The sequence below is a fragment of the Chryseobacterium sp. BIGb0232 genome, assembly GCF_024810195.1.
In the GTDB taxonomy this organism is placed as follows: Bacteria; Bacteroidota; Bacteroidia; order Flavobacteriales; family Weeksellaceae; genus Chryseobacterium; species Chryseobacterium pennae.
On sequence record NZ_JANUEH010000004.1, the window covers coordinates 13,449 to 34,160 of the forward strand.

Below are 20,712 nucleotides of genomic sequence, written 5' to 3' on the forward strand. Positions count from 1 at the left end.
ACATTGCATGATTTATTTTGTACGATTATTTTGTTTCACTTAGTCTTAAAATATCTCCGAATACGCCTCTGGCAGTTACCTGTGCTCCGGCTCCGGCTCCCATAATCACGATTGGGTTTTCACCATAACTTTCCGTATAGATCTCAAAGATCGAATCTGATCCTTTCAATTGTCCTAAAGCAGAAGTTGCGGGAACAGAAATCAGTTTTACATCTAACTCCCCTTTGTCTTTCTGTAAATCGCCATGCAAATCTCCCACATATCTCAACACATGACCAGGCTCCTGATTTTCTTTAATTTTCTGGTATTCTTCATCCAGTTCATCTAATCTTGTAAGAAATTCGGGTTTTGAAACCTCAAGTAAACTTTCCGGAACCAGATTTTGAATGTTGATATCTTCGAATTCGTTGATCAAGTCTAATTCTCTAGCTAAAATCAATAGTTTTCTTGCTACGTCATTTCCTGATAGGTCTTCTCTTGGATCCGGTTCTGTGTATCCTTTTTCCAGAGCTTCGTTGATGATTGTGGAAAATTTATCGTCTCTCAAAGAGAAATTGTTGAAAACATAACTTAATGTTCCGGAGAAAACGCCTTTAATTCTTGTGATATTTTCTCCTGAAAGGTGTAATAATTTAATGGTATCAATTAACGGAAGACCTGCTCCTACATTGGTTTCATACAGATAACGTCTGTTATTTTTACTCAGCGTATATCTTAGTTTTCGGTATTCTTCGATTGGAAGGGTGTTGAAAATTTTATTGGAAGAAACCAGATCAAAGCCGTTTTCTGCTAATGCATGATAGTTTTTAACAAAGTCTTTGCTTGCGGTGTTGTCTACCACAATCAGATTTTCCAATTGATTTTCATTGGAAAAATTAATTAACTCCTGAACATCTGATGAATGTTCTGCTGTTAAAACCTCATCAGACCAGTTACTATCAAACCCTTTTTTGTTGAATGCTATTTTCTTTGAATTGGCTACTGCAACTACTTTAAGGTCTACTTTTTTACGTCTTTTAATTTCTTCTGAAGATTCAAGAACCTGTTCAATTAATGTTTTTCCTACATTTCCATGGCCTATGATCGCTAAATGAACAGTCTTCGGTTTTTTGAAGATCTCAGATTCTATGATGTTTCTGGTTTTTTCATCCTGTGAAGAAGTCACCACGATGTTTACTCTGTTTTCACCGGCAACCTGGTTTAAAAGCAATGGAAAAACATTATTTCTTGCCAATTCTGCAAAGACTTTATTAGAATCTTCTGCTACAAAACCGATCACAGAAACATTGTTGATACTATATATTTGAGATACTTTTCCTGATTTTCTTTCTGCTTCAAACTCATCAATAAGACAAGCTACTGCTTTTTCAGCATCATTTTCATGAACTAAAATGGAAATTCCGTTTTCTATGGCTTGCTGGGAAATTACTCCCACACTGATACGCGCTAAAGTAAGCGCTTTAAAAATTCGTCCGTCAATTCCGATTTCCCCTAAGAAATCTTCTCCTTCAAATTTGACAATTGATCTGTTCTTCAAAAATTTTATTTCTTTAGCATTTTTCATTACTTATAAAATGTTTTTTATGATATTATTTAATTGTTGATATTCCATTAGGAAGGCATCATGCCCGTGTATAGATTGGATCTCGTGATAAGAGATATTTTCCTTTTTCTTTTTCAGATTCTCAAAACACATTCGGATTTCAGAAGCCGGGAAGAATAAATCTGTATCTACGGAGATCATGTGCATTCGTGCCTCTATGCTCTCCAGAGCTGTTTCATCAGTATTTATATTCATCAGCAAATGATTCATCAGCTTGTATGCACTTAAACTAAATCTCTCGTTGAGTGCATTGCCATGGTAAACCAGCCAGTCTTCCGATTCCAGGCGTTGCTTGTCCTGATTGTATTGAGTTTGAAATCTGTCATTAAGTGATTCCGGAGTTCTATAGCACAGCATGGCATGGATTCTTGCTTTTTGTAATGGTTCTTCTTTATCATTCAATAAAAATTTCTGAACCAGACATTGGGCATGCAACCAATCATGGGTTCTGTAATCACAGGCAATAGGAATGAAAATTTCTGCCAGCTTGGGTTGTTTTGCTAACATTTCCCATGCGATTCCCCCACCCAATGAGCCTCCAATAATGGCATATAGGTTTTTGATATGTAAAGCTTCCAGTCCTTTCAGAAATATATTAGCAATATCTGAAGGAGTAAAGTCTTCATAGTTTTCAATTAAAAAATGATCGTATCCGTTTCCGGGAATGTTGAAACACAGAACAGTATATTTATTGATATCAACAATCTGATTTTCGCCTACCAATTGTTTCCACCAGCCTTTTTCTCCGGATACGTTTGAATTTCCGGTAAGGGCATGGTTGATTAATATGATAGGGGCTGTAAACAGGTCTTTCCCGAAAAGCTCATAGCTCAACGAGATATTGTATTCCTTTTGGGAATGAGTTTGATACGAAAGATTAATATAGTTTAGTTCTGTTTTCAATTCTATTAAATTTTAATACAATTGAAAATGCCACAGGAAATGGCTGAAAAGAACTTCAGTAAGTTATCTGTCCAAAATTACTTTGGTAGAACGTAGCACCTTCTTTGCTTGCGCAAAGGGTTGCTAAGGTTTCATAGGGTCTAATCCCTCAACCTTTCTTGATAACATTTTCAATATTTGAATGAACGAATGATGCAAAGGTAGTTCTTTTCTTTTAAAATCAAAAAAAAAATAATTTAATATTTAAAAAAGCCCTTAAACACAAGTATTTCAAGAGTATATTAATAATTCTTCAGATAAAAGGAATTGGAATTATTTTGCAAAAAAACTACCTTCGTATGGAAAAATGATGATATATGATCGCCGAAAAAGAAAGATTACAAGATACCAAATGGAAAAACTGGGGACCTTATGTAAGCAACCGGCAATGGGGAAATGTACGGGAAGATTATAGCCCGAACGGAAATGCATGGAATTACACCAATCATAATAATGCGGAAAGCTATACCTACCGTTGGGGTGAAGAAGGTATTGCCGGAATTTCTGATGTAAAGCAATTGTTCTGTTTTGCTCTTTCGTTTTGGAATAAAAGGGATAAAATCGTTAAGGAACGCTTCTTTGGATTGAGTAATCCACAGGGAAACCATGGTGAAGACATCAAGGAAATTTTCTATTATCTGGATAATACACCTACTCATAGCTATATGAAGATGGTTTATAAATATCCGATCAATGAATTCCCTTATGATGAACTTGTTGCAGAAAACGGTAGACGCAGCAAACAGGAACCGGAATATGAAATCTTTGATACAGGGATTTTTGATAATGATGCCTATTTTGATATTTTCATTGAATATTGTAAGGCTGACCACAATGATATTCTCGTCAAAATAACGGTTTGTAACCGAAGTCAGTATGACGCTCCTATTGCAGTAGCACCTACTGCATGGTTCAGAAATAACTGGAAATGGGGTTACAATACCTATAAAGGAGAAATGAATGCTTCACATGACGGAAGTATCAATATTGGGCACGACAGTATTTCCATCAAAAAGTTTTATTCAAGAAACAGGAATGCTCAAAGTGTATTTTGCGAGAATGAAACCAATACTCCAAAGCTGTATGGAGCCCCACAGGCAGAAAACACTTATTTTAAAGATGGAATCAATGATTTCATCATCCATCACAGCAATACGGTAAATCCTGAAAAAAAGGGAACCAAAGCTTCTTTCTTAATTGATGAACTTATTGGAGCCGGACAATCCCAGGTCTTTGAATTCAGGTTATGTCCTGATGAAAGCGATGAGCCCTTTGAACGTTTTGATGAGATTTTTACAGCAAGACAGGCGGAAGCGGAAGAGTTTTATCATGAAATTCAAAATGATACTACCAATGAAGATGAAAGGAATGTACAAAGGCAGGCTTTTGCCGGGCTTTTGTGGAATAAACAGTTCTATCACTACAATATTGGAAAATGGCTGAAAGGGGATCCGAACTTTGAAGCACCGAGAAACTTTAATGATTATGTAAGAAATACAGAATGGAACCATCTTCACAATAAGGATATTATTTCGATGCCTGATAAATGGGAATATCCATGGTATGCAACCTGGGATCTTGCTTTTCACTGTGTTCCTATATCCATCATTGATGCTGAATTTGCCAAAGGACAGCTTTTACTTCTGACCAAAGAATGGTATATGCATCCTAACGGACAGCTGCCAGCCTATGAATGGAATATGAGCGATGTAAATCCACCTGTACATGCATGGTCATGCTTCAGGGTTTTTAAGATTGATGAAAAAAATAATGGTAAGCCTGACTTACTATTCCTTGAAAAAGTATTCCAGAAACTTCTGCTCAACTTCACCTGGTGGGTGAACCGAAAGGATAAAAACGGAAAGAATATTTTCGGAGGCGGATTCCTTGGACTGGATAATATTGGAGCCTTTGATCGAAATACTGTTTTAGAGGATGGTCAACATCTGGAGCAGGCTGACGGAACGAGCTGGATGGCCATGTATGCACTGAACATGATGCGAATTGCTATGGAACTTGCTCAATACTATCAGGTATATGAGGATATGGCGATCAAATTCTTTGAGCATTATCTTTATATCGCGGAAGCAATGGAGAATCTGGGTGAAGGAACGAAAGGGTTATGGAATGAAGAAGACGGATTTTTCTATGATGTTCTTCAGCTTGGAAATGGAAACAGTGTTTCTTTACGATTGAGAAGTATTGTTGGATTAATTCCATTATTTGCCGTAGAAATTGTAGATCATCGCCTCCTGGAAAAGATGCCCAATTTCAAAACAAGAATGGAATGGATTTTAAAAAATAAACCAGAACTCACCAAGCTTGTTTCTCACTGGGATGAGGAAGGCCAGGGAAGAAAACATCTGATGAGTATTCTCCGTAAAAACAGACTGACAAAAGTATTGACAAGAATGCTTGATGAGAAAGAATTTCTAAGTTCTTATGGAATTCGGGCTATGTCTAAAGTATACGAAGAAAATCCTTTTGTGTTCTCTGTTCATGGTAATGAAAATGTAGTGTACTATACTCCTGCCGAAAGCGACAGCAGAATGTTTGGCGGAAACAGTAACTGGCGTGGACCTATCTGGTTTCCAATCAATTTTCTTATCGTAGAAAGTCTGCAGCGTTTCCATTATTATTACGGAAACAGTCTGAAAGTAGAATTCCCAACAGGCAGTGGTGAAAAGAAAAACCTGGATGAAGTGGCTCAGAATATCAGTAAAAGACTTTGTTCTATCTTCTTAAAAGACGAACATGGACAAAGGGCTTTTAATGGAGGAAATCCAAAATTCAATTATGATGAGCACTTTAGAGACTATATTACCTTCTTTGAGTACTTCCATGGAGATAACGGACGTGGTGTAGGAGCTTCCCATCAGACAGGATGGACGGCTACTGTAGCGAAACTGATAAAACCAAGACTTACCTTTTAATCAGTAATGAGCAATAAAAAAACCGGATGAAATGTTCGGTTTTCTTTTTTTACCCACTCTTTTTTTTGCTACGAATGCACGAATATTTTTATTTGTATAAACTCTATATATGGCTAGAAAAATTAAACCACATAGTTACATAGCTCTTAGGCGAGATATTACTCATCAATTATTTTATTCGTGTATTCGTGGCTAAATAAAAAATGAGGCTTGAAAGCCTCACTATAGTTTTAGATTTTTTCGCCGTTTACAAATACTTCGTATCCTATTTCTACATTAGGTTCTAAAGTTTTTGATACGGAACAATATTTTTCAAAAGATAATTCTGCTGCTTTCAAAGCTTTCTTTGGATCAATTTCTCCTTCCAAAAGGAATTTTACCATAATTGATTTGAATGGTTTTGCATCATCCACCTGAATTCTCTCCCCTTCTACTTCTGCCTGAAAACTTTTTATTTCCTGACGCTGCTTTTTTAAAATAGAAACTACGTCTATTCCGCTACATCCGGCTACTGCCATCAGAACGCTTTCCATTGGAGAAACTCCTTTAGCTCCCGGCTGTGAAGTATTATCTAAAAGGATGGAATTTCCCTGGCCGTTTGTACATTCAAATAAAAAGTCATCGTTGATTCTATTAAGTGTTATTTTCATTGTTGCTTGTTGCTTGTTGCTTGTTGCTTGTTGCTTGTTGCTTGTTGCTTGTTGCAAAATTATAAAATTCCTCTGGCTTTTATCTCCAAATATTTATTGATAACGTCGATATTCAAATTCTCAGGAAGTGTATATACTGTATAGATTCCGTATTTGCGGAGTTCCTGAATAATCAGTTTCTTTTCAAATTCGAATTTTTCTGCAACGATTTCATCATAAATCTCCTGCATATTTTCAGGATTTTTGTGAATCAAAGTCTGCAATTCTGAGTTTTTGAAGAATACCACTACCAATAAGTGATTCTTAGCAATTCCGCGAAGATATTTTAGCTGACGGTTTAATCCATCCAACGTTTCGAAATTGGTAAATAGCAGAATCAGGCTCCTCTGGTTGATGGAATACTTTACATCCTGATACAATCTGTTGAAATCACTTTCAAAGAAATCTGTTTTAATATTATAGAGTGATTCTGATATTTTCTTAAGCTGTCCGGATTTATTCTCAGCAGCAATTTTATTTTCAGCTTTTTTGGAGAAAGTCATCATTCCTGCCCTGTCTCCTTTCCTCAGAATAATATGAGACAAAGCCATGGTTGCATTGATAGAATAATCCAAAAGACTCAATCCTTTGAAAGGCATCTTCATGGTTCTTCCTTTATCAATCAGCATAAAAATACGCTGCGATTTTTCATCCTGGAATTGGTTTACCATCAGACGATTCGCTTTAGAAGTCGCTTTCCAGTTAATGGTTCTGATATCATCTCCCGGGACATATTCCTTAATCTGTTCAAATTCCATGGTATGCCCCAGCTTTCTGACTTTTTTTATACCACCCAGCAGAAATTCACTCTGCAAAGCCATCAGCTCATATTTTCTGAGATGGATAAAAGATGGATAAGCCGGCAACATCGCATCTTTCTGGAAACTGAATCTTTTTGAAACAAATCCTAAAGGTGATGAAACATAAATATTCAGGCTTCCGAAATGATATTCTCCTCTTTCCTTAGGTTCTAAACTATACTGAAAGAAAGTGTTGGCTCCGGTATTAATTGTCTTTTCAATCAAAAAATCTCTTTTCTGAAACTGAAATGGGATCTCATCAATAATTTTAGTTGTGATCTTAAAGCCATAATTATTTTTAATATCAATCTTTACAAAGTTCTCATCACCATTGGATAATTTTTCCGGTAATATTCTTTGTGCCTGTACAGCATTTTTTTGATTAAAAATCAGCAAATAATCCACCATGGCAGCAAGAAAACATATCAACACTGCAATATGCCCTACCCACATCAACACCGGAAAGAAAAAAGCCAGAACATACAGTATCCCCACTCCGATGAGTGTAAAGAAGAAACGTGTATTGATGTATAAGTTTTTCATTGTTTAGGTGGCGGGTAGCAGATTATAGGTTTCAGGTAGGTACTCATTAACTTCATGTTGGGAATTATTATTGTAGGGAATTAATTAAACCGTTCAACATTTTTGTTATTTCAATAATTTCCTGATTTAATTTTAAATAATCTTCTTCACTAAAAAAAATGAGATTTTTCGAAATTACTAATTGTGTTTCCACTTCTGCGCAGCTGCCTCTTGATATTTTTAAAAATTGCAGATAATCAGGCTTACTTCTTCTTGAATTTCCTTCAGCAATATTAGAAGGTATAGAAACTGCAGCTCTTCTGATCTGCGATGTTAGTCCATAAACTCCACTTTTAGGAAAAGCATCTGTAATTTTATAAATCTCAGTGACAAAATCAATAGACTTCTGCCAAACTAAAAGCTCTTTAAAATTTGCCATATCGAATACTTTATACTCTAATTAAACTTTGGCCCTCCATTACCTATTACCTATTACCTATTACCTATCTAGGAATTTCTATTCCTTCTAAAATTTGACGGATAATTTCATCAGCAGTAAGGCCTTCCATTTCTCTTTCAGGAGAAACAATTACTCTGTGTCTTAAAACGGCATAACTAGCCTCCTTGATGTCTTCAGGTGTTACAAAATCTCTTCCTCTCATTGCTGCAAAAGATTTGGAAGCCGTAAGAAGTGCTAATGAAGCTCTCGGCGAAGCTCCCAGATACAGAAATTGATTCTCCCTTGTATTGATAATAATTTTCGCGATATACTCCATCAGATGAGCCTCCACAATGATCTCTTTAACCAAACGCTGGTAGCCTTTCAACTGTTCTGCAGTGATCACATGATTTACCCCTTCTGTTTTATCTTCTTTTTTGCTTTCGTGTTGATTTTTAATGATCATAATCTCCTGCTCAAGGTTCGGATATCCTACATTAATTTTGAACAGGAAACGATCCAGCTGAGCTTCCGGAAGCCTGTATGTTCCTTCATGCTCTATCGGGTTTTGTGTAGCTACCACAAGAAATGGTTCCTCCATAATATAACGGGTTCCATCCATTGTAATCTGTCTTTCCTCCATAACTTCAAATAGGGCAGCCTGGGTCTTCGCTGGTGATCTGTTGATCTCATCAATCAATATAAAATTGGAGAAAATAGGTCCTTTTTTAAATTCAAATTCAGAGTTTTTTACGCTGAAAACTGAAGTCCCCAGAATATCTGAAGGCATAAGATCCGGTGTAAACTGAATTCTGCTGAAGCCCACATCAATGGTTTTAGCTAATAGTTTTGCCGTAATTGTTTTCGCAACTCCCGGGACACCTTCGATCAGGACGTGTCCGTTTGAAAGTAACGCTGCCAGGAGATGTTCTATCATCTTCTCCTGCCCTACAATTACTTTGCCTATTTCAGCTTTTACTTTATCCAGGCTTGCACGAAGTTCTATCATATCAATTCTCGACTGAAAGTGGTCTTCGTTTTTATTAAGATCTATAGAACTTTGATTTTCTATGTTTGGGTTATCAAGATTTTCCATAATTTTTATCTTTGGTTTTGATAGGACTCCGTTCTATCTTTTATTAAATCGTCGCGTTGGGACTCTTATTTTAGTAACTCATCTAGCAATTTATTGATTCTTGCCAGGTCTTCTTTCATCACACTGGCATACGGATCCTGTGCTCTTTTGATAAGGTTGATGGCCTCATTAATCATTTCCATAGGTTTTCCTGTTTTTAACTGTAGCTTTTGAGCAAATTCTTCATCAATATTTTGAGTATCAATCAGAAGATCCATTCTCACTTTATTCAGGAAATATTGGGCTTTCTTGGCCATCATATCATGAAAATCGCCTTCCTGAAGATAAAGATTTCCAATGCTTTTCACAAAATCCAGTGATGTATTTCTCAAAGGTTCTATAACGGGTACAATTCTCTGCTTCCTCTTCGCATTAAAGAAAATAAAAAGGATAAGCCCCCCCAGGAATATCCACCATGCATATTTCAGTGCCGGATTTCCTAATACAAACCTCATGAAGAACCGGGAAGCTTTGGTATCGTTCTCCACAAACCAAAGGGTCTCCCTATCCTGCAGATAAGAGAATACGTCCTGTGCATATCTTACATTTCCAGGTTTCAACAGATAATAATTGGTAAGAAAAAGGGGTTCGCTATGAACGTAAAAATTACCTTTCCCGAACTTCACTTTAATAAAGTTGGCTTGGTCTGTATTTTTCCTCTCTACTGTTTTTCCAAGAACTTCCACCCCCGGTTTGATAAATGAAAATCCTTTTCCTGAAGGAAATTTATCCAGCTGGATGAAATCGTTCCGGTATTTTTTATCTGTAAGTTTCAGTACATTTTCATCCTCAAAAGAAATATCTGAACTATGAAACCCAATACTATCCGCAATTTCCTTAGGCATAAGGTTCATCACCAACATAGCATCCGAGCCTTTTGACACCTGATCCATAATTTTTTTCCAAGATTCCGTATCAATATTATTTTCAATAATGACAATATTATGAACTTCTTTTTTATTCTGGCTATAATATTCGTAAGGAGCACGGTCGATCTTCTTCAAATGATTTTTAAAAAGATCTTTAGCTTCATTATTAAAAACAAAAAGACCAAAGGGTGACTTTTCATTGATATCAAAATTTTTGCGCCAGTCTGTAGTTTCTTTTTTATTCACTTCAAGCAACGCCAAAATAACCATCACAACGATGAAGATCACAGCATATATTCTGAAAGTCTTATTCATGGTTAATGGAGTTATGGTTTAAATGCCTGATATTGATTTTTAAATTTCTGATAGCTCTGTTCGTCAATATTGAATTCTCCGTACCATACATAATCAAAAATGTAAGACAGATCTGAAAATTCACTTTTAAGATTTGGAACTTTTAATTCTGCCACATAATCTTTATTGGTTTTTTCAGGATTCCAGTTAATCAGTTTCTTATCACTTAATTTTTTAAGAATGAATAGGAACTGATAACGGACTGCCGAACGGTAATCTCCTGTATGTTCAAACGTTGCTATACTTTCCGGGAAATTAATTTCATGGATATTTTCATGCAGTTCTTCTACATTCAGATCCAGTTTTTTATTCTTTTTACCAAAAATAAAATTTCCATCTTTTCCAATAATATATTTAATGATGAAATAAAGAAGAAATCCAACCAGAATAATTACAAAGAGGCGAATAAATGCTCCGGTAAATTCAGAAGATTTAGCAAAAACCGTATCACCAAAAATGCTGCGTAAAATACGGTCAAACTTTTTCAATAGCTTTTGCCAGAAAGATTCTCTGGGTTTTGATACTGAATAATCAAATTCATTTCCTTTATATCTGGACGGAACATTCTTTTTAAATTCTTTGGGATACACCGCATTTTCAGAAACCGGATTCTTCACCAGTACAGAATCTGCACGCAGCATATTATGATAATGCCCGGTAGTATACAGTGAATCTTCCATATAGTTATCATCCTGAGCCTTCACAAAGCCGAGGGAAAAGAAAAACAATATGAAAAAAAGAGTTCTATTCATTGATTCCAATCGTGTCTATTTCTTCAAGTTCTACTTTCTGATGAAGATCTGTTCTGCTGTCATAATACATCAATCCGGCATTCACATACAACAGATTGGAAAGAAAGAATGAAAGCAGCATTGAAATTCCATAAAACACAAAAAATGCAATCCCAAAACCACCGGTAAAAGGGTCTTGTTCAAAATTTCCATCGGGTGTGCTCGTCAGGATCGACCCATAAAAAAAGATCATCGGAATATATGTAAATACCGAACTTGCTGTAGATATAATGATAAACATCACAAACGCTGCTCCCCAATATTTCCAATAAGGAGATTTTTCGCTTCCATTAGGATAAGAAAACTGCGCACGGATAGAATAGCTCAGGCTTTCCATAAAACCTCTTCCCGAATTAAAATAATCGTACATCAGAAATGTAATCACATTAAATAATGTAGGATAAACCAGCATTATAAGAAAAATCCCGATCAGAACAAAGATCAGAAGATAGGAAAAACCTACAAGAAATAAAGATAAAGGAGCCACTATAAATGTTATCCCAAGGCATAGTTTAGCAATTTTACCTGCATTTTTTTTGAAATCTCCTAAAATGTCATCTGTCTTTATATTTTTTGCTCCGGTGGCAATTCTTTTCAGATAAAAGACAGGATAAAGATAATTGATAATAGCCAGAATCATAAAAAGTACGAATGTAAGGACACCCACCCCAATCAGCATTCCGGCATTCTCTGAAAAATAACGTTCAAAATAGTAGGTATCTCCTCCCAGATTAGAACCGAAAATTTGAGAGAAAAGTTCTTTATATCCGAAAATAAAAACAGTTACCATTAAAATCAACAGCAAACCGTTGATCAGAATATAATTTTTAAAATAATTCTTTCCGTATAGTTTGAAAAAATTGAAACTGTCACTAATGAAAGTTCCAAAATCCCTTTTTTTATAAAATTGTATCATTGATGTGTTTATTAGTTTTTTTATTGACTATTGACGGATATACAAAATAGTAAAACCCTATAACAGCTAATGATCCCAGAATAATAAGAAGATTCAGGACCAATGGCATTTTTAAAGCATGTCTTGTAACATAGCCTTCAATAATCCCTGCACAAATGGTAAATGGAACAGTGCTTAAAAATATTTTAAAAGAATCTTTAAAGCCTTTTTTAAAAGAGTTAAACCTCGAAAAAGTCTTCGGAAACAGAATAGATGCTCCTAGAATCAACCCACACATTGCTTCCACCACCATCGCAAAGATTTCAAAAACACCATGAAGCCATATTCCTCTGGCACTCTGTTTCAATGCTCCGTAATCAAAGAAAAAGTATTGAAAGGACCCCAACATGACACTGTTGGATAACAGGGCAAATAAAGTTCCCACTCCACCTGCAATTCCGTAAATATACAATTTGGCTCCTACCTGGATATTGTTGAAAATAATCCCAATCGTACTTCCCCAGGTTGTCCCGCTCTGATAAACTCCTACAGCATTATTTTTTTTAATATTCTCAATCGTTTCGTTTACATAGCTTTCACCGAGAATAATATTTACAAACTCTTTATCATAAATTGCAGAGAGAACTCCTATTGAGGTAAAGAGAATAAAAAACAGAAAAGCATACAACAAATACCTCCGATACTGATAGACCAGCAATGGTACTTCCGTTTTAAAGAAATAAACCAATCTGTTCTCCTCTACTCTTTTGATTTTATAAATCTTTTGGAAGATCTGTGATGAAAGGTGATTCAGATAAATGGTCGTATTACTTTTAGGATAATAAGTCTGAGCAAAAGAAAGATCATTGATCAGGTTAATATACAACGAAGACAGGTCATCAGGATTTTTTTTTATTTTCCCATCAATAACCTGTTCTATTCCCAACCATTTTTCTTTATTTTGTTTAATGAAATAAACTTCTCTCATAATTGTAAGGCTAAAATAATAAAAAATATGTCTCAGATCGCGATAAATACCTCACAAAATGTAAATATTAACTTCAATACGGCAAGTGTTGGGGAAAGAATGCTTGCATTTATCATTGATCTTCTGATAAGGGTTGCCTACGTTCTGATGGTCCTTTATGTGTTTTTCAATATCCTTGACCTGGGATATTTAATGAACGGGTTAGATACCTGGTCTGTAATGGCAGTTTATATCATACTTACCTTTCCAACCTACATTTATCCTGTTGTTTTGGAAAGCTTAATGGAAGGGCAGACACCAGGGAAAAAACTGATGAAGATCAGAGTGGTAAAAATTGACGGATATCAGGCCAGCTTTGGAGACTATATGATCCGCTGGGTATTCAGACTGGTAGATGTATCTTTTGCCGGAGTGGTAGGTTTGATTTCAATGATTGTTTCAAAAAACAATCAGCGTTTGGGAGATATAGCTTCCGGAACGGCTGTTATTTCTCTAAAGAACAATATCAATATCTCTCATACTATTTTGGAAAACATCAATGAAGATTACATCCCTTCATTTCCTCAGGTGATTGCTTTGAGTGATAATGACATGAGGATCATCAAAGATAATTATACCAAAGCCGTCAAAGTAGATGACCGACAAATTATCAGCAAGCTTTCTGATAAAATCAAAAGCATCCTTAAGCTGGATATAGACCCAGCAAAGATGACGGAAAGACAGTTTATTAATGTTATTATTAAAGATTATAACTATTACACAGGAAAGGATAATTAATGCATTGTCAATGGTCAATTTTACACCGAAAGTAGATACTGAATTAGAGAACTATTGAAGTGAATACATTTTATTACTCCTTATAATTTTCGTATCTTTAATAATTACAAACCCTGTATCATGAAATTTGAAAACAACAGATCCGGAAACGGCGGAGTTCTTACCCTGAATAACGAAGTAAAAGAAGTAGGAAGGTTAACCTATACAATTTTTCCTGAAGACCATAGGCTGATCATTTCTTTTGTTCTCGTTCATCCTGAATTTGAAGGAAGGGGAATGGGAAAATATTTAGTGGAAGAGGCCATCAAATTTGCAAGGGAAAATAACTGGAATGTTTATCCTCACTGTTCTTATGCCAGAGCCGTTATGATGAGAATGAATGATGTGGATGATATTTTCTTAAAGAATTAAGACCTCATTCACCAGAATCTCCTCAATATTATCCGGATAATCTACTTCCAGATGCTGGTCAGAGGCTACCCATTCCATAATCTCCTGCAATTGTAACACTTTAGAATTCGGAATTCCCATTTTATCCAGAGCACAGGCATTACATTCCTGTTCATATTGATTGTGAATAGGAATCACGAAGAGTTTTTTATCCAGGAAAAGCGCTTCAGCAGGTGTTTCAAAACCAGCATTGCACAGAATCCCTTCACAGCCTTCAAAATATTTCAGATATTGGATTTCATCAATAGGAAATACTTCAACATTTTTCACCTTAACCTGCACTTTGCTGTATTTTGAAAAGACCTTCCACTCTACAGGAATTTTCCTTAGAACCTTAATGATATTTTCATCTGCAAAGCTTGGAAGGTAAACAAGATAATACCCTTTCTTATACGGGTTGAGACTTCTTATCTTTCTTCGAATGACCGGTTTTTTAATCTGTGGATGATAATTCTCAAAATGAAAGCCTATTTTCCTGTCACTGGGAACATAGTATTTTAAAATCATTTCACCCAGAAAATCTTTCTTTTGAGGCTTAGGCGTTTCCGGAAAACTCATAGATGCCTGATGACTAAGTTCAATCATGGGTAATTTTTTCAATTTCGAAGCCCAGCCTGTTAAAGGTTCATAGTCGTTGATAATTAAATCATATTGGGAAAGCTCCAAATCTTTAATGGTCTTTGCAGCATCAATAAATTTATTATCAGTAAATGTTTTCCGATAGGATAAACCGCCTGTTTTGTTATAAAGAAGGGAAATACCTCTATATTGAAAATTAATATCGAAATCGGCCTTTAACTGCGATTGATGACCACTAATGAGTGTATCTACCGAAGCATACTTTTTGAGTATCGGGATTATCTCCTGTGCGCGGGCAACATGTCCGTTACCAGTACCCTGAAATGCATATAAGATTTTCATTAAGTAAAATTGGTTACGATTTTTAAAAGCTCAGAATTATCCATTTCCTGAATTTCCTCTGCTTCATCATCTTTCAGTAAATGTTTGTGGTCGTCATAGTAAAAGATTTTCCATTCTTTATCATGGTATTCCAATGCAGACAGGTTTTCAATCCAGTCCCCGGAATTCAGATAAGTACAGGATCCTTTTTTATTAACAACTTCCCGGATCTGTGGCTGATGAATATGTCCGCAGATTACATAGTCATATTGGTTATCAATAGCCAGCTCGGAAGCTGTAAGTTCAAAGTCTCCAATATACTTTACTGCTTTCTTCACATTATTTTTAATTTTTTTTGAAAATGAATATTTTTCTTTACCCATTTTTTCCAAAAACCAATTTACAATATTATTTATGATAATTAAAAGGTCGTATCCCTTTCCGCCAAGTTTGGCGATCCATTTGGAATGCTGGACAGATGCATCGAAAACATCACCGTGAAAGATCCAGGTTTTCTTCTCATCAATAGTCAGGCAGATTTTATTACAGACTTTAAGTTTTCCAAGTTCAAAATCGGTAAACTTACGGAACATTTCATCATGATTGCCTGTAATATAATAAACATCCGTATTCTTGGTAGCAAATGAAAGGATCTTTCTGATTACTTTCAAATGAGGTTTAGGGAAGTAAGACTTTTTGAATTGCCAGATATCAATGATATCACCATTCAAAACCAAAGTTTTAGGCTGAATAGAATTGAGGTATCTCAGCAATTCCTTAGCCTTACATCCATAAGTTCCCAAATGAACATCCGATATGACAACTAACTCAACGTTTCTTTTCATCCGTATATTTTTCAGCTTTTACATTGGCTGGACGGAACACCTATTATTTCCGAATCGAAAACATGAAGGCATTTCATAGTTTTTACAAAGAAACTAATTGAAAGTTAACTGTATATGAATGCTATATTATTTTTTATAAAGAGTTCATTAGCTCTTCCGTGATTTCCATATTATGATAAACGTTTTGAACGTCATCATCATCTTCGAAACGCTCAAGCATTTTCATATTCGCTTTGAACTGTTCTACACTTACCTCTTTTGTATTGTTTGGAATTCTTTGTAATTCTGCGCTCTTCGCCTCAATTCCAAGTTCATCTAATTTGTGAGATAAAGACCCGAAATCTTCAAAAGCTGTAGTAATCATTACTTCTTCTTCATCTTTTTCTACATCTTCAGCACCACCATCAATCATTTCCATTTCAAAGTCATCCCATTCCATTTTAACCTGAGCTAAATCGATTGTAAAAATCCCCTTTCTGTCGAAGATAAATGCAAGTTCACCATTTTTACCAAGGTTACCGTCAAACTTATTGAAAATAGCTCTTACATTGGCTACAGTTCTGGTTGTATTGTTTGTAGTACATTCTACAAAGAAAGCAACACCCCCTTGTCCGTATCCTTCATAAGTAATTTCTTCATAGTTTTCAGCATCTGCACCACTTGCTTTTTTTATTGCTCTTTCTACGTTATCCTTAGGCATGTTTGCCCCTTTAGCGTTTTGGATACATCTTCTCAATGCAGGGTTAGCTTCAGGATCTGTTCCTCCCGCTTTTACTGCTAATGCAATATCTTTACCTATTTTAGAGAATGTCTTAGCCATTTTATCCCATCTGGCCATTTTAGAAGCTTTTCTATATTCAAATGCTCTTCCCATTTTAAATTTTTAAATTTTCAACAAAATTACTTAAAAGTATACAAAAAAAAAATACCTCCAAAAAATTGGAGGTATTCATTATTTAGAAAAATTAATTATTTTTTCTTTTTAGCAGCAGCTTTTTTCTTAGCTGGAGCTTTTTTAGCTGTAGCTTTCTTCACTGGAGCATCAGCATAATCTTTCTTAGAGATTGCATTCCACTCAGCTTCGTTTTCGATAGCTTTAACAACTACTTTTCTGTCTACTTGTCTTTCAGCATCAGTAGCTTTAGCAGATACAGTAGCTTTAGTAGCACCTACACCTACAGACTTAAGAGCGTTAGCATCTACACCTCTTGAATCTAAAGCAGCAACTACAGAAGCAGCTCTTTCTCTAGATAATTTCAAGTTGTAAGCAGCAGCACCTTTAGCATCAGTTCTACCTTCTAATAGATAGTTACCTCCGTCTTTTGTAATGATAGCAGCAGCAGCATCTAAAGCATCTTTAGATTCAGCTTTGATAGTAGCTTTGTTGAAATCGAAGTAAACACTCTTCAATTTAGTTTCAACATCGATAGCTGTTTGACCTTTTGGTTTAGGACATCCGTTGTATTCTGGAAGACCTGGAACAGTAGGACAAGCATCATCTTTATCTAAGATACCGTCACCGTCTGTATCTGGCCAAGGACAACCTTTGTTTTCAGCAGGACCTGCAACAGTAGGACAAGCATCATCTTTGTCGATAACACCGTCACCGTCTGTATCTGGCCAAGGACAACCGTTGTTTTCAACTGGACCAGCTACATCTGGACATTGATCGTCTTTATCTGGAACTCCGTCACCGTCAGTATCAGGACATCCTTGGAATTCTGGTAAACCTGGAGTATCTGGACAAAGATCATCTTTATCTAGAATACCATCCTTATCTCTGTCTCTGTTTCCGAATCTGAATAAGATAGAAGCAGAAGCTTGCCAGAAGTTAGCAACTGTAGATTTATCACCTGGAGTTGAAACATAATCTCCTTGGATACCAAGACCGAAGTTTTTAGTTACCCAGAAGTTAGCACCAGCACCAGTAGCTACTGTAAAGTGATTAGCTTTACCTACTTCGTTACCATCTTTTCCGTTTGTTACGTTATAATCTAACACATTACCATTAGCATCAAGACCATTTTTAGGGAAACTTTGTCCTGTATAGTCATGTCTTAGGTAGTTAGCACCAACTCTTAAATATGGATCAAACCAAGATTCTTCGTTCCATAAAAGACCTGCACCGTGAGCCTGGAAACCTAGACCTGTCATTAGGAAAAATTCTTTCCCCATGTTGAATCTTTTGTTTTCAACATTTCCAACAGAAGTTTGCCAGTCGATTACTAAACCTTTACCAACGTTTCTAGCAACTGTTAACTTAGATAATGGTGGTGTAATAGAATAGCTGTTCATATTGAACAGATTCTTTGTCAAATTTTTCGCAGAGAACGTATTACCGAATGTAGATCTTGCTGCTACGTGGTTTTCTGCATGAGCACCAACTCCGATTAACCACGGATTGTTGGTAGTCTGCGCGAAAACAGTAGAGGCAACGGTAAGCGCCAATGCTGAAATTCCTAATTTTAGATTTTTCATAGAATTAAATGATTAAATAATTGATAATGCAAAATAAATATAATTTTTCTTTATATACAAAGTTTTTCAAATGATTTTTAACTTTTCTTTAATATTCTGTCCAGGTTCCGCTTATTTTCTCTATCTTTAATGGCCTCTCTTTTATCGAAAAGCTTTTTCCCTCTACCCAGCGCTATCAGCACTTTTGCTTTCCCTCGATCAGTGATATATAATTTCAAAGGTATAATCGTGTTTCCTGCATCCTTTAACTTTTTTTCAAGTTTCTGCAATTCTTTTTTGTGCAAGAGCAATTTCCGTTCCCTTTTTGTTTTATGATTGTAAAAAGTTCCCAATTTATACTCATCAATCATCATGTTGATGATGTATAACTCCCCATCAATAAACTGACAGAACGATTCTGTGATCGATGCTTTGGAAGATCGTAAAGATTTTATTTCTGTACCTGTCAAAACCATTCCGGCTTCGTATTCTTCAAGAATTTCATATTCAAAGCGGGCTCTTCTATTTAATATGCTAACTGTTTTCTCAATCTTCATCATTTTAAAATTTCGTTAATGAAATATATAAAAAATACCATACATTTAAAAACTTGAGTATTATATTATTACAAAATACCCAAATTCTTTTCGTATTTTTGCGCCAAATTTACAAAACTATATGTTAACAGTATCTAACTTATCTTTACAATTCGGGAAAAGAGTTCTTTTTGACGAGGTAAATATTATGTTTACCAAAGGAAACTGCTACGGGATCATCGGAGCAAACGGGGCGGGAAAATCTACATTCCTTAAAATATTAACAGGAAAGCAGGATCCTACAACAGGTCACGTATCTCTGGAACCAGGGAAAAGGATGTCAGTTTTGGAGCAGGATCACTTTGCTTATGATCAGTATACTGTTCTTGAAGCTGTATTAAGAGGTAATAAAAAATTATTTGAGATAAAGGAGGAAATGGATGCGTTATACGCAAAAGAAGATTTCTCCGATGAAGATGGGATTAAAGCTGGTGAACTGGGTGTAATCTATGATGAAATGGGTGGATGGACTGCAGAATCTGATGCTCAGACCATGCTTTCCAATGTGGGAGTTAAAGATGACATGCACTGGCAAATGATGAGTGAACTTGAGAACAAAGACAAAGTAAAGGTTCTTTTGGCCCAGGCACTTTTCGGAAACCCGGATGTTCTTATTCTGGATGAACCTACCAATGACCTTGACATTGATACAATTTCCTGGTTAGAAGACTTCCTTGCTGATTATGAAAATACAGTAATCGTAGTATCTCACGACCGTCACTTCCTGGATACGGTTTGTACTCACATTGGAGATTTAGATTATGCTAAACTTAACCTTTATACAGGTAACTACTCTTTCTGGTATCAGGCATCTCAATTAGCAACAAGACAAAGAGCTCAGGCTAACAAGAAAGCTGAAGAGAAGAAAAAAGAACTTCAGGACTTCATCGCACGATTCAGTTCTAACGTTGCTAAGGCTAAACAGGCTACTGCAAGAAAGAAAATGATCGACAAATTAAATATTGATGATATTAAGCCATCTTCAAGAAGATATCCTGCTATCATTTTTGAAATGGAAAGAGAAGCTGGAGATCAGATTCTTGATGTAAAAGATCTTGAAAAAACAAAAGATGGAGAACTATTATTCTCTAATATCGATCTAAATCTTAAGAAAGGAGATAAAGTAGCTGTACTTTCTAAAAACTCTTTAGCAATTACAGAATTTTTCGAAATTTTGGCTGGAAATGTTGAAGCAGACAAAGGAACTGTGGCTTGGGGAGTTACTACGAACCAGTCTCACATGCCTTTAGATAATACTAATTTCTTCCAGGAAGATTTAAGTTTGGTTGACTGGTTAAGACAATTCACTAAAAACGACGAAGAGCGTCACGAAGAATTTGTAAGAGGATTCTTAGGAAGAATGCTATTCTCAGGTGATGAAGCATTGAAATCATGTAAAGTACTTTCCGGAGGTGAAAAAATGAGATGTATGTTCAGTAGAATGATGCTTCAGAAAGCTAACATTCTTTTATTAGATGAACCTACCAACCACTTAGACCTTGAAAGTATCACGACATTGAACAACTCATTGTCTAACTTCAAAGGAAATCTTTTATTGTCTTCTCATGACCACGAAATGTTGTCAACGGTTTGTAACAGAATCATTGAATTGACTCCAAACGGAATCATCGACAGAGAAATGACTTATGATGAATACCTTGCTGATAAAAAAGTGAAGGAATTAAGAGAAAAAATGTATTCTTAATCAGATACATTCAATAGATATA

19 protein-coding genes and 1 riboswitch are annotated in these 20,712 nt (G+C 35.6%); of the genes, 4 read left to right on the plus strand and 15 right to left on the minus strand.

What is annotated here, in order from left to right; genetic code table 11:
- Positions 1-25 precede the first annotated feature (25 nt).
- Entirely contained in the window at positions 26-1,564 is a 1,539-nt protein-coding gene (locus tag M2372_RS11545; RefSeq protein WP_115972934.1) for an ACT domain-containing protein, read from the minus strand.
- Positions 1,565-1,567: 3 nt separating this feature from the next.
- Positions 1,568-2,506 (minus strand): alpha/beta fold hydrolase, encoded by a 939-nt coding sequence (locus M2372_RS11550; RefSeq protein ID WP_123320596.1) that lies wholly within the window; start codon positions 2,504-2,506, stop codon positions 1,568-1,570.
- Positions 2,507-2,566: 60 nt separating this feature from the next.
- A riboswitch (SAM riboswitch) is annotated at positions 2,567-2,674 on the minus strand.
- 188 nt (positions 2,675-2,862) lie between these two features.
- Here M2372_RS11550 and M2372_RS11555 point away from each other — a divergent pair.
- Entirely contained in the window at positions 2,863-5,478 is a 2,616-nt protein-coding gene (locus tag M2372_RS11555; protein WP_123320595.1) for an MGH1-like glycoside hydrolase domain-containing protein, read from the plus strand.
- Between the two features lie 230 nt (positions 5,479-5,708).
- On the opposite strand, the gene M2372_RS11560 is transcribed toward M2372_RS11555, so the two are convergent.
- The 8 genes from M2372_RS11560 to M2372_RS11595 all read right to left on the minus strand — a co-directional run bounded on the left by M2372_RS11560 (position 5,709) and on the right by M2372_RS11595 (position 12,960).
- Entirely contained in the window at positions 5,709-6,128 is a 420-nt protein-coding gene (locus M2372_RS11560; protein WP_115973463.1) for an OsmC family protein, read from the minus strand.
- Positions 6,129-6,187: 59 nt separating this feature from the next.
- A complete protein-coding gene (locus tag M2372_RS11565; RefSeq protein ID WP_123320594.1) occupies positions 6,188-7,510 on the minus strand; it encodes a DUF58 domain-containing protein in 1,323 nt (440 codons plus the stop codon).
- A 67-nt stretch (positions 7,511-7,577) separates the two neighbouring features.
- Positions 7,578-7,928, minus strand: coding sequence for a four helix bundle protein (locus M2372_RS11570; RefSeq protein ID WP_123320593.1), 351 nt, complete (start codon positions 7,926-7,928; stop codon positions 7,578-7,580).
- 64 nt (positions 7,929-7,992) lie between these two features.
- The gene (locus M2372_RS11575; RefSeq protein WP_115973458.1) at positions 7,993-9,024 is read right to left on the minus strand and encodes a MoxR family ATPase; all 1,032 of its coding nucleotides are present in this window, start codon (positions 9,022-9,024) and stop codon (positions 7,993-7,995) included.
- 65 nt (positions 9,025-9,089) lie between these two features.
- Positions 9,090-10,247, minus strand: a complete 1,158-nt coding sequence (locus M2372_RS11580; RefSeq protein ID WP_123320592.1) for a hypothetical protein — start codon at positions 10,245-10,247, stop codon at positions 9,090-9,092.
- Positions 10,248-10,258: 11 nt separating this feature from the next.
- Entirely contained in the window at positions 10,259-11,038 is a 780-nt protein-coding gene (locus M2372_RS11585) for a DUF4129 domain-containing protein (protein ID WP_123320591.1), read from the minus strand.
- On the minus strand, positions 11,031-11,993 hold the full coding sequence (locus M2372_RS11590; RefSeq protein WP_123320590.1) for a DUF4013 domain-containing protein: 963 nt from the start codon (positions 11,991-11,993) through the stop codon (positions 11,031-11,033). Before M2372_RS11590 ends, M2372_RS11585 begins: the two co-directional genes overlap by 8 nt.
- Complete coding sequence (locus M2372_RS11595; RefSeq protein ID WP_123320589.1) at positions 11,977-12,960, minus strand: stage II sporulation protein M; 984 nt, start codon at positions 12,958-12,960, stop codon at positions 11,977-11,979. The genes M2372_RS11590 and M2372_RS11595 overlap by 17 nt, the downstream gene beginning before the upstream one ends.
- 27 nt (positions 12,961-12,987) lie before the next feature.
- Here M2372_RS11595 and M2372_RS11600 point away from each other — a divergent pair, with 27 nt between their 5' ends.
- Positions 12,988-13,737 (plus strand): RDD family protein, encoded by a 750-nt coding sequence (locus M2372_RS11600; protein ID WP_123320588.1) that lies wholly within the window; start codon positions 12,988-12,990, stop codon positions 13,735-13,737.
- A gap of 120 nt (positions 13,738-13,857) precedes the next feature.
- Positions 13,858-14,148: a GNAT family N-acetyltransferase gene (locus M2372_RS11605; protein WP_123320587.1), complete on the plus strand. Its 291-nt coding sequence runs from the start codon at positions 13,858-13,860 to the stop codon at positions 14,146-14,148.
- On the opposite strand, the gene M2372_RS11610 is transcribed toward M2372_RS11605, so the two are convergent.
- From M2372_RS11610 to smpB, 5 genes are all read right to left on the minus strand, one after another.
- A complete protein-coding gene (locus M2372_RS11610; protein ID WP_123320586.1) occupies positions 14,137-15,108 on the minus strand; it encodes a glycosyltransferase family protein in 972 nt (323 codons plus the stop codon). The two genes, M2372_RS11605 and M2372_RS11610, sit on opposite strands and share 12 nt — an antisense overlap.
- Positions 15,108-15,932 carry a UDP-2,3-diacylglucosamine diphosphatase gene (locus M2372_RS11615; protein ID WP_115973450.1) on the minus strand — a complete coding sequence of 275 codons (825 nt, stop codon included), beginning with the start codon at positions 15,930-15,932 and terminating at the stop codon, positions 15,108-15,110. Before M2372_RS11615 ends, M2372_RS11610 begins: the two co-directional genes overlap by 1 nt.
- A 133-nt stretch (positions 15,933-16,065) precedes the next feature.
- The gene (locus M2372_RS11620) at positions 16,066-16,806 is read right to left on the minus strand and encodes a YebC/PmpR family DNA-binding transcriptional regulator (protein ID WP_115973449.1); all 741 of its coding nucleotides are present in this window, start codon (positions 16,804-16,806) and stop codon (positions 16,066-16,068) included.
- 95 nt (positions 16,807-16,901) lie between these two features.
- On the minus strand, positions 16,902-18,410 hold the full coding sequence (locus tag M2372_RS11625; RefSeq protein ID WP_123320585.1) for an OmpA family protein: 1,509 nt from the start codon (positions 18,408-18,410) through the stop codon (positions 16,902-16,904).
- A 77-nt stretch (positions 18,411-18,487) separates the two neighbouring features.
- Positions 18,488-18,946 (minus strand): SsrA-binding protein SmpB, encoded by a 459-nt coding sequence (smpB, locus tag M2372_RS11630; RefSeq protein ID WP_045501613.1) that lies wholly within the window; start codon positions 18,944-18,946, stop codon positions 18,488-18,490.
- 121 nt (positions 18,947-19,067) lie between these two features.
- Between smpB and M2372_RS11635 the strand changes: the two genes are divergently transcribed.
- A complete protein-coding gene (locus tag M2372_RS11635; protein WP_123320584.1) occupies positions 19,068-20,690 on the plus strand; it encodes an ABC-F family ATP-binding cassette domain-containing protein in 1,623 nt (540 codons plus the stop codon).
- The last annotated feature ends 22 nt before the right edge of the window (positions 20,691-20,712 follow it).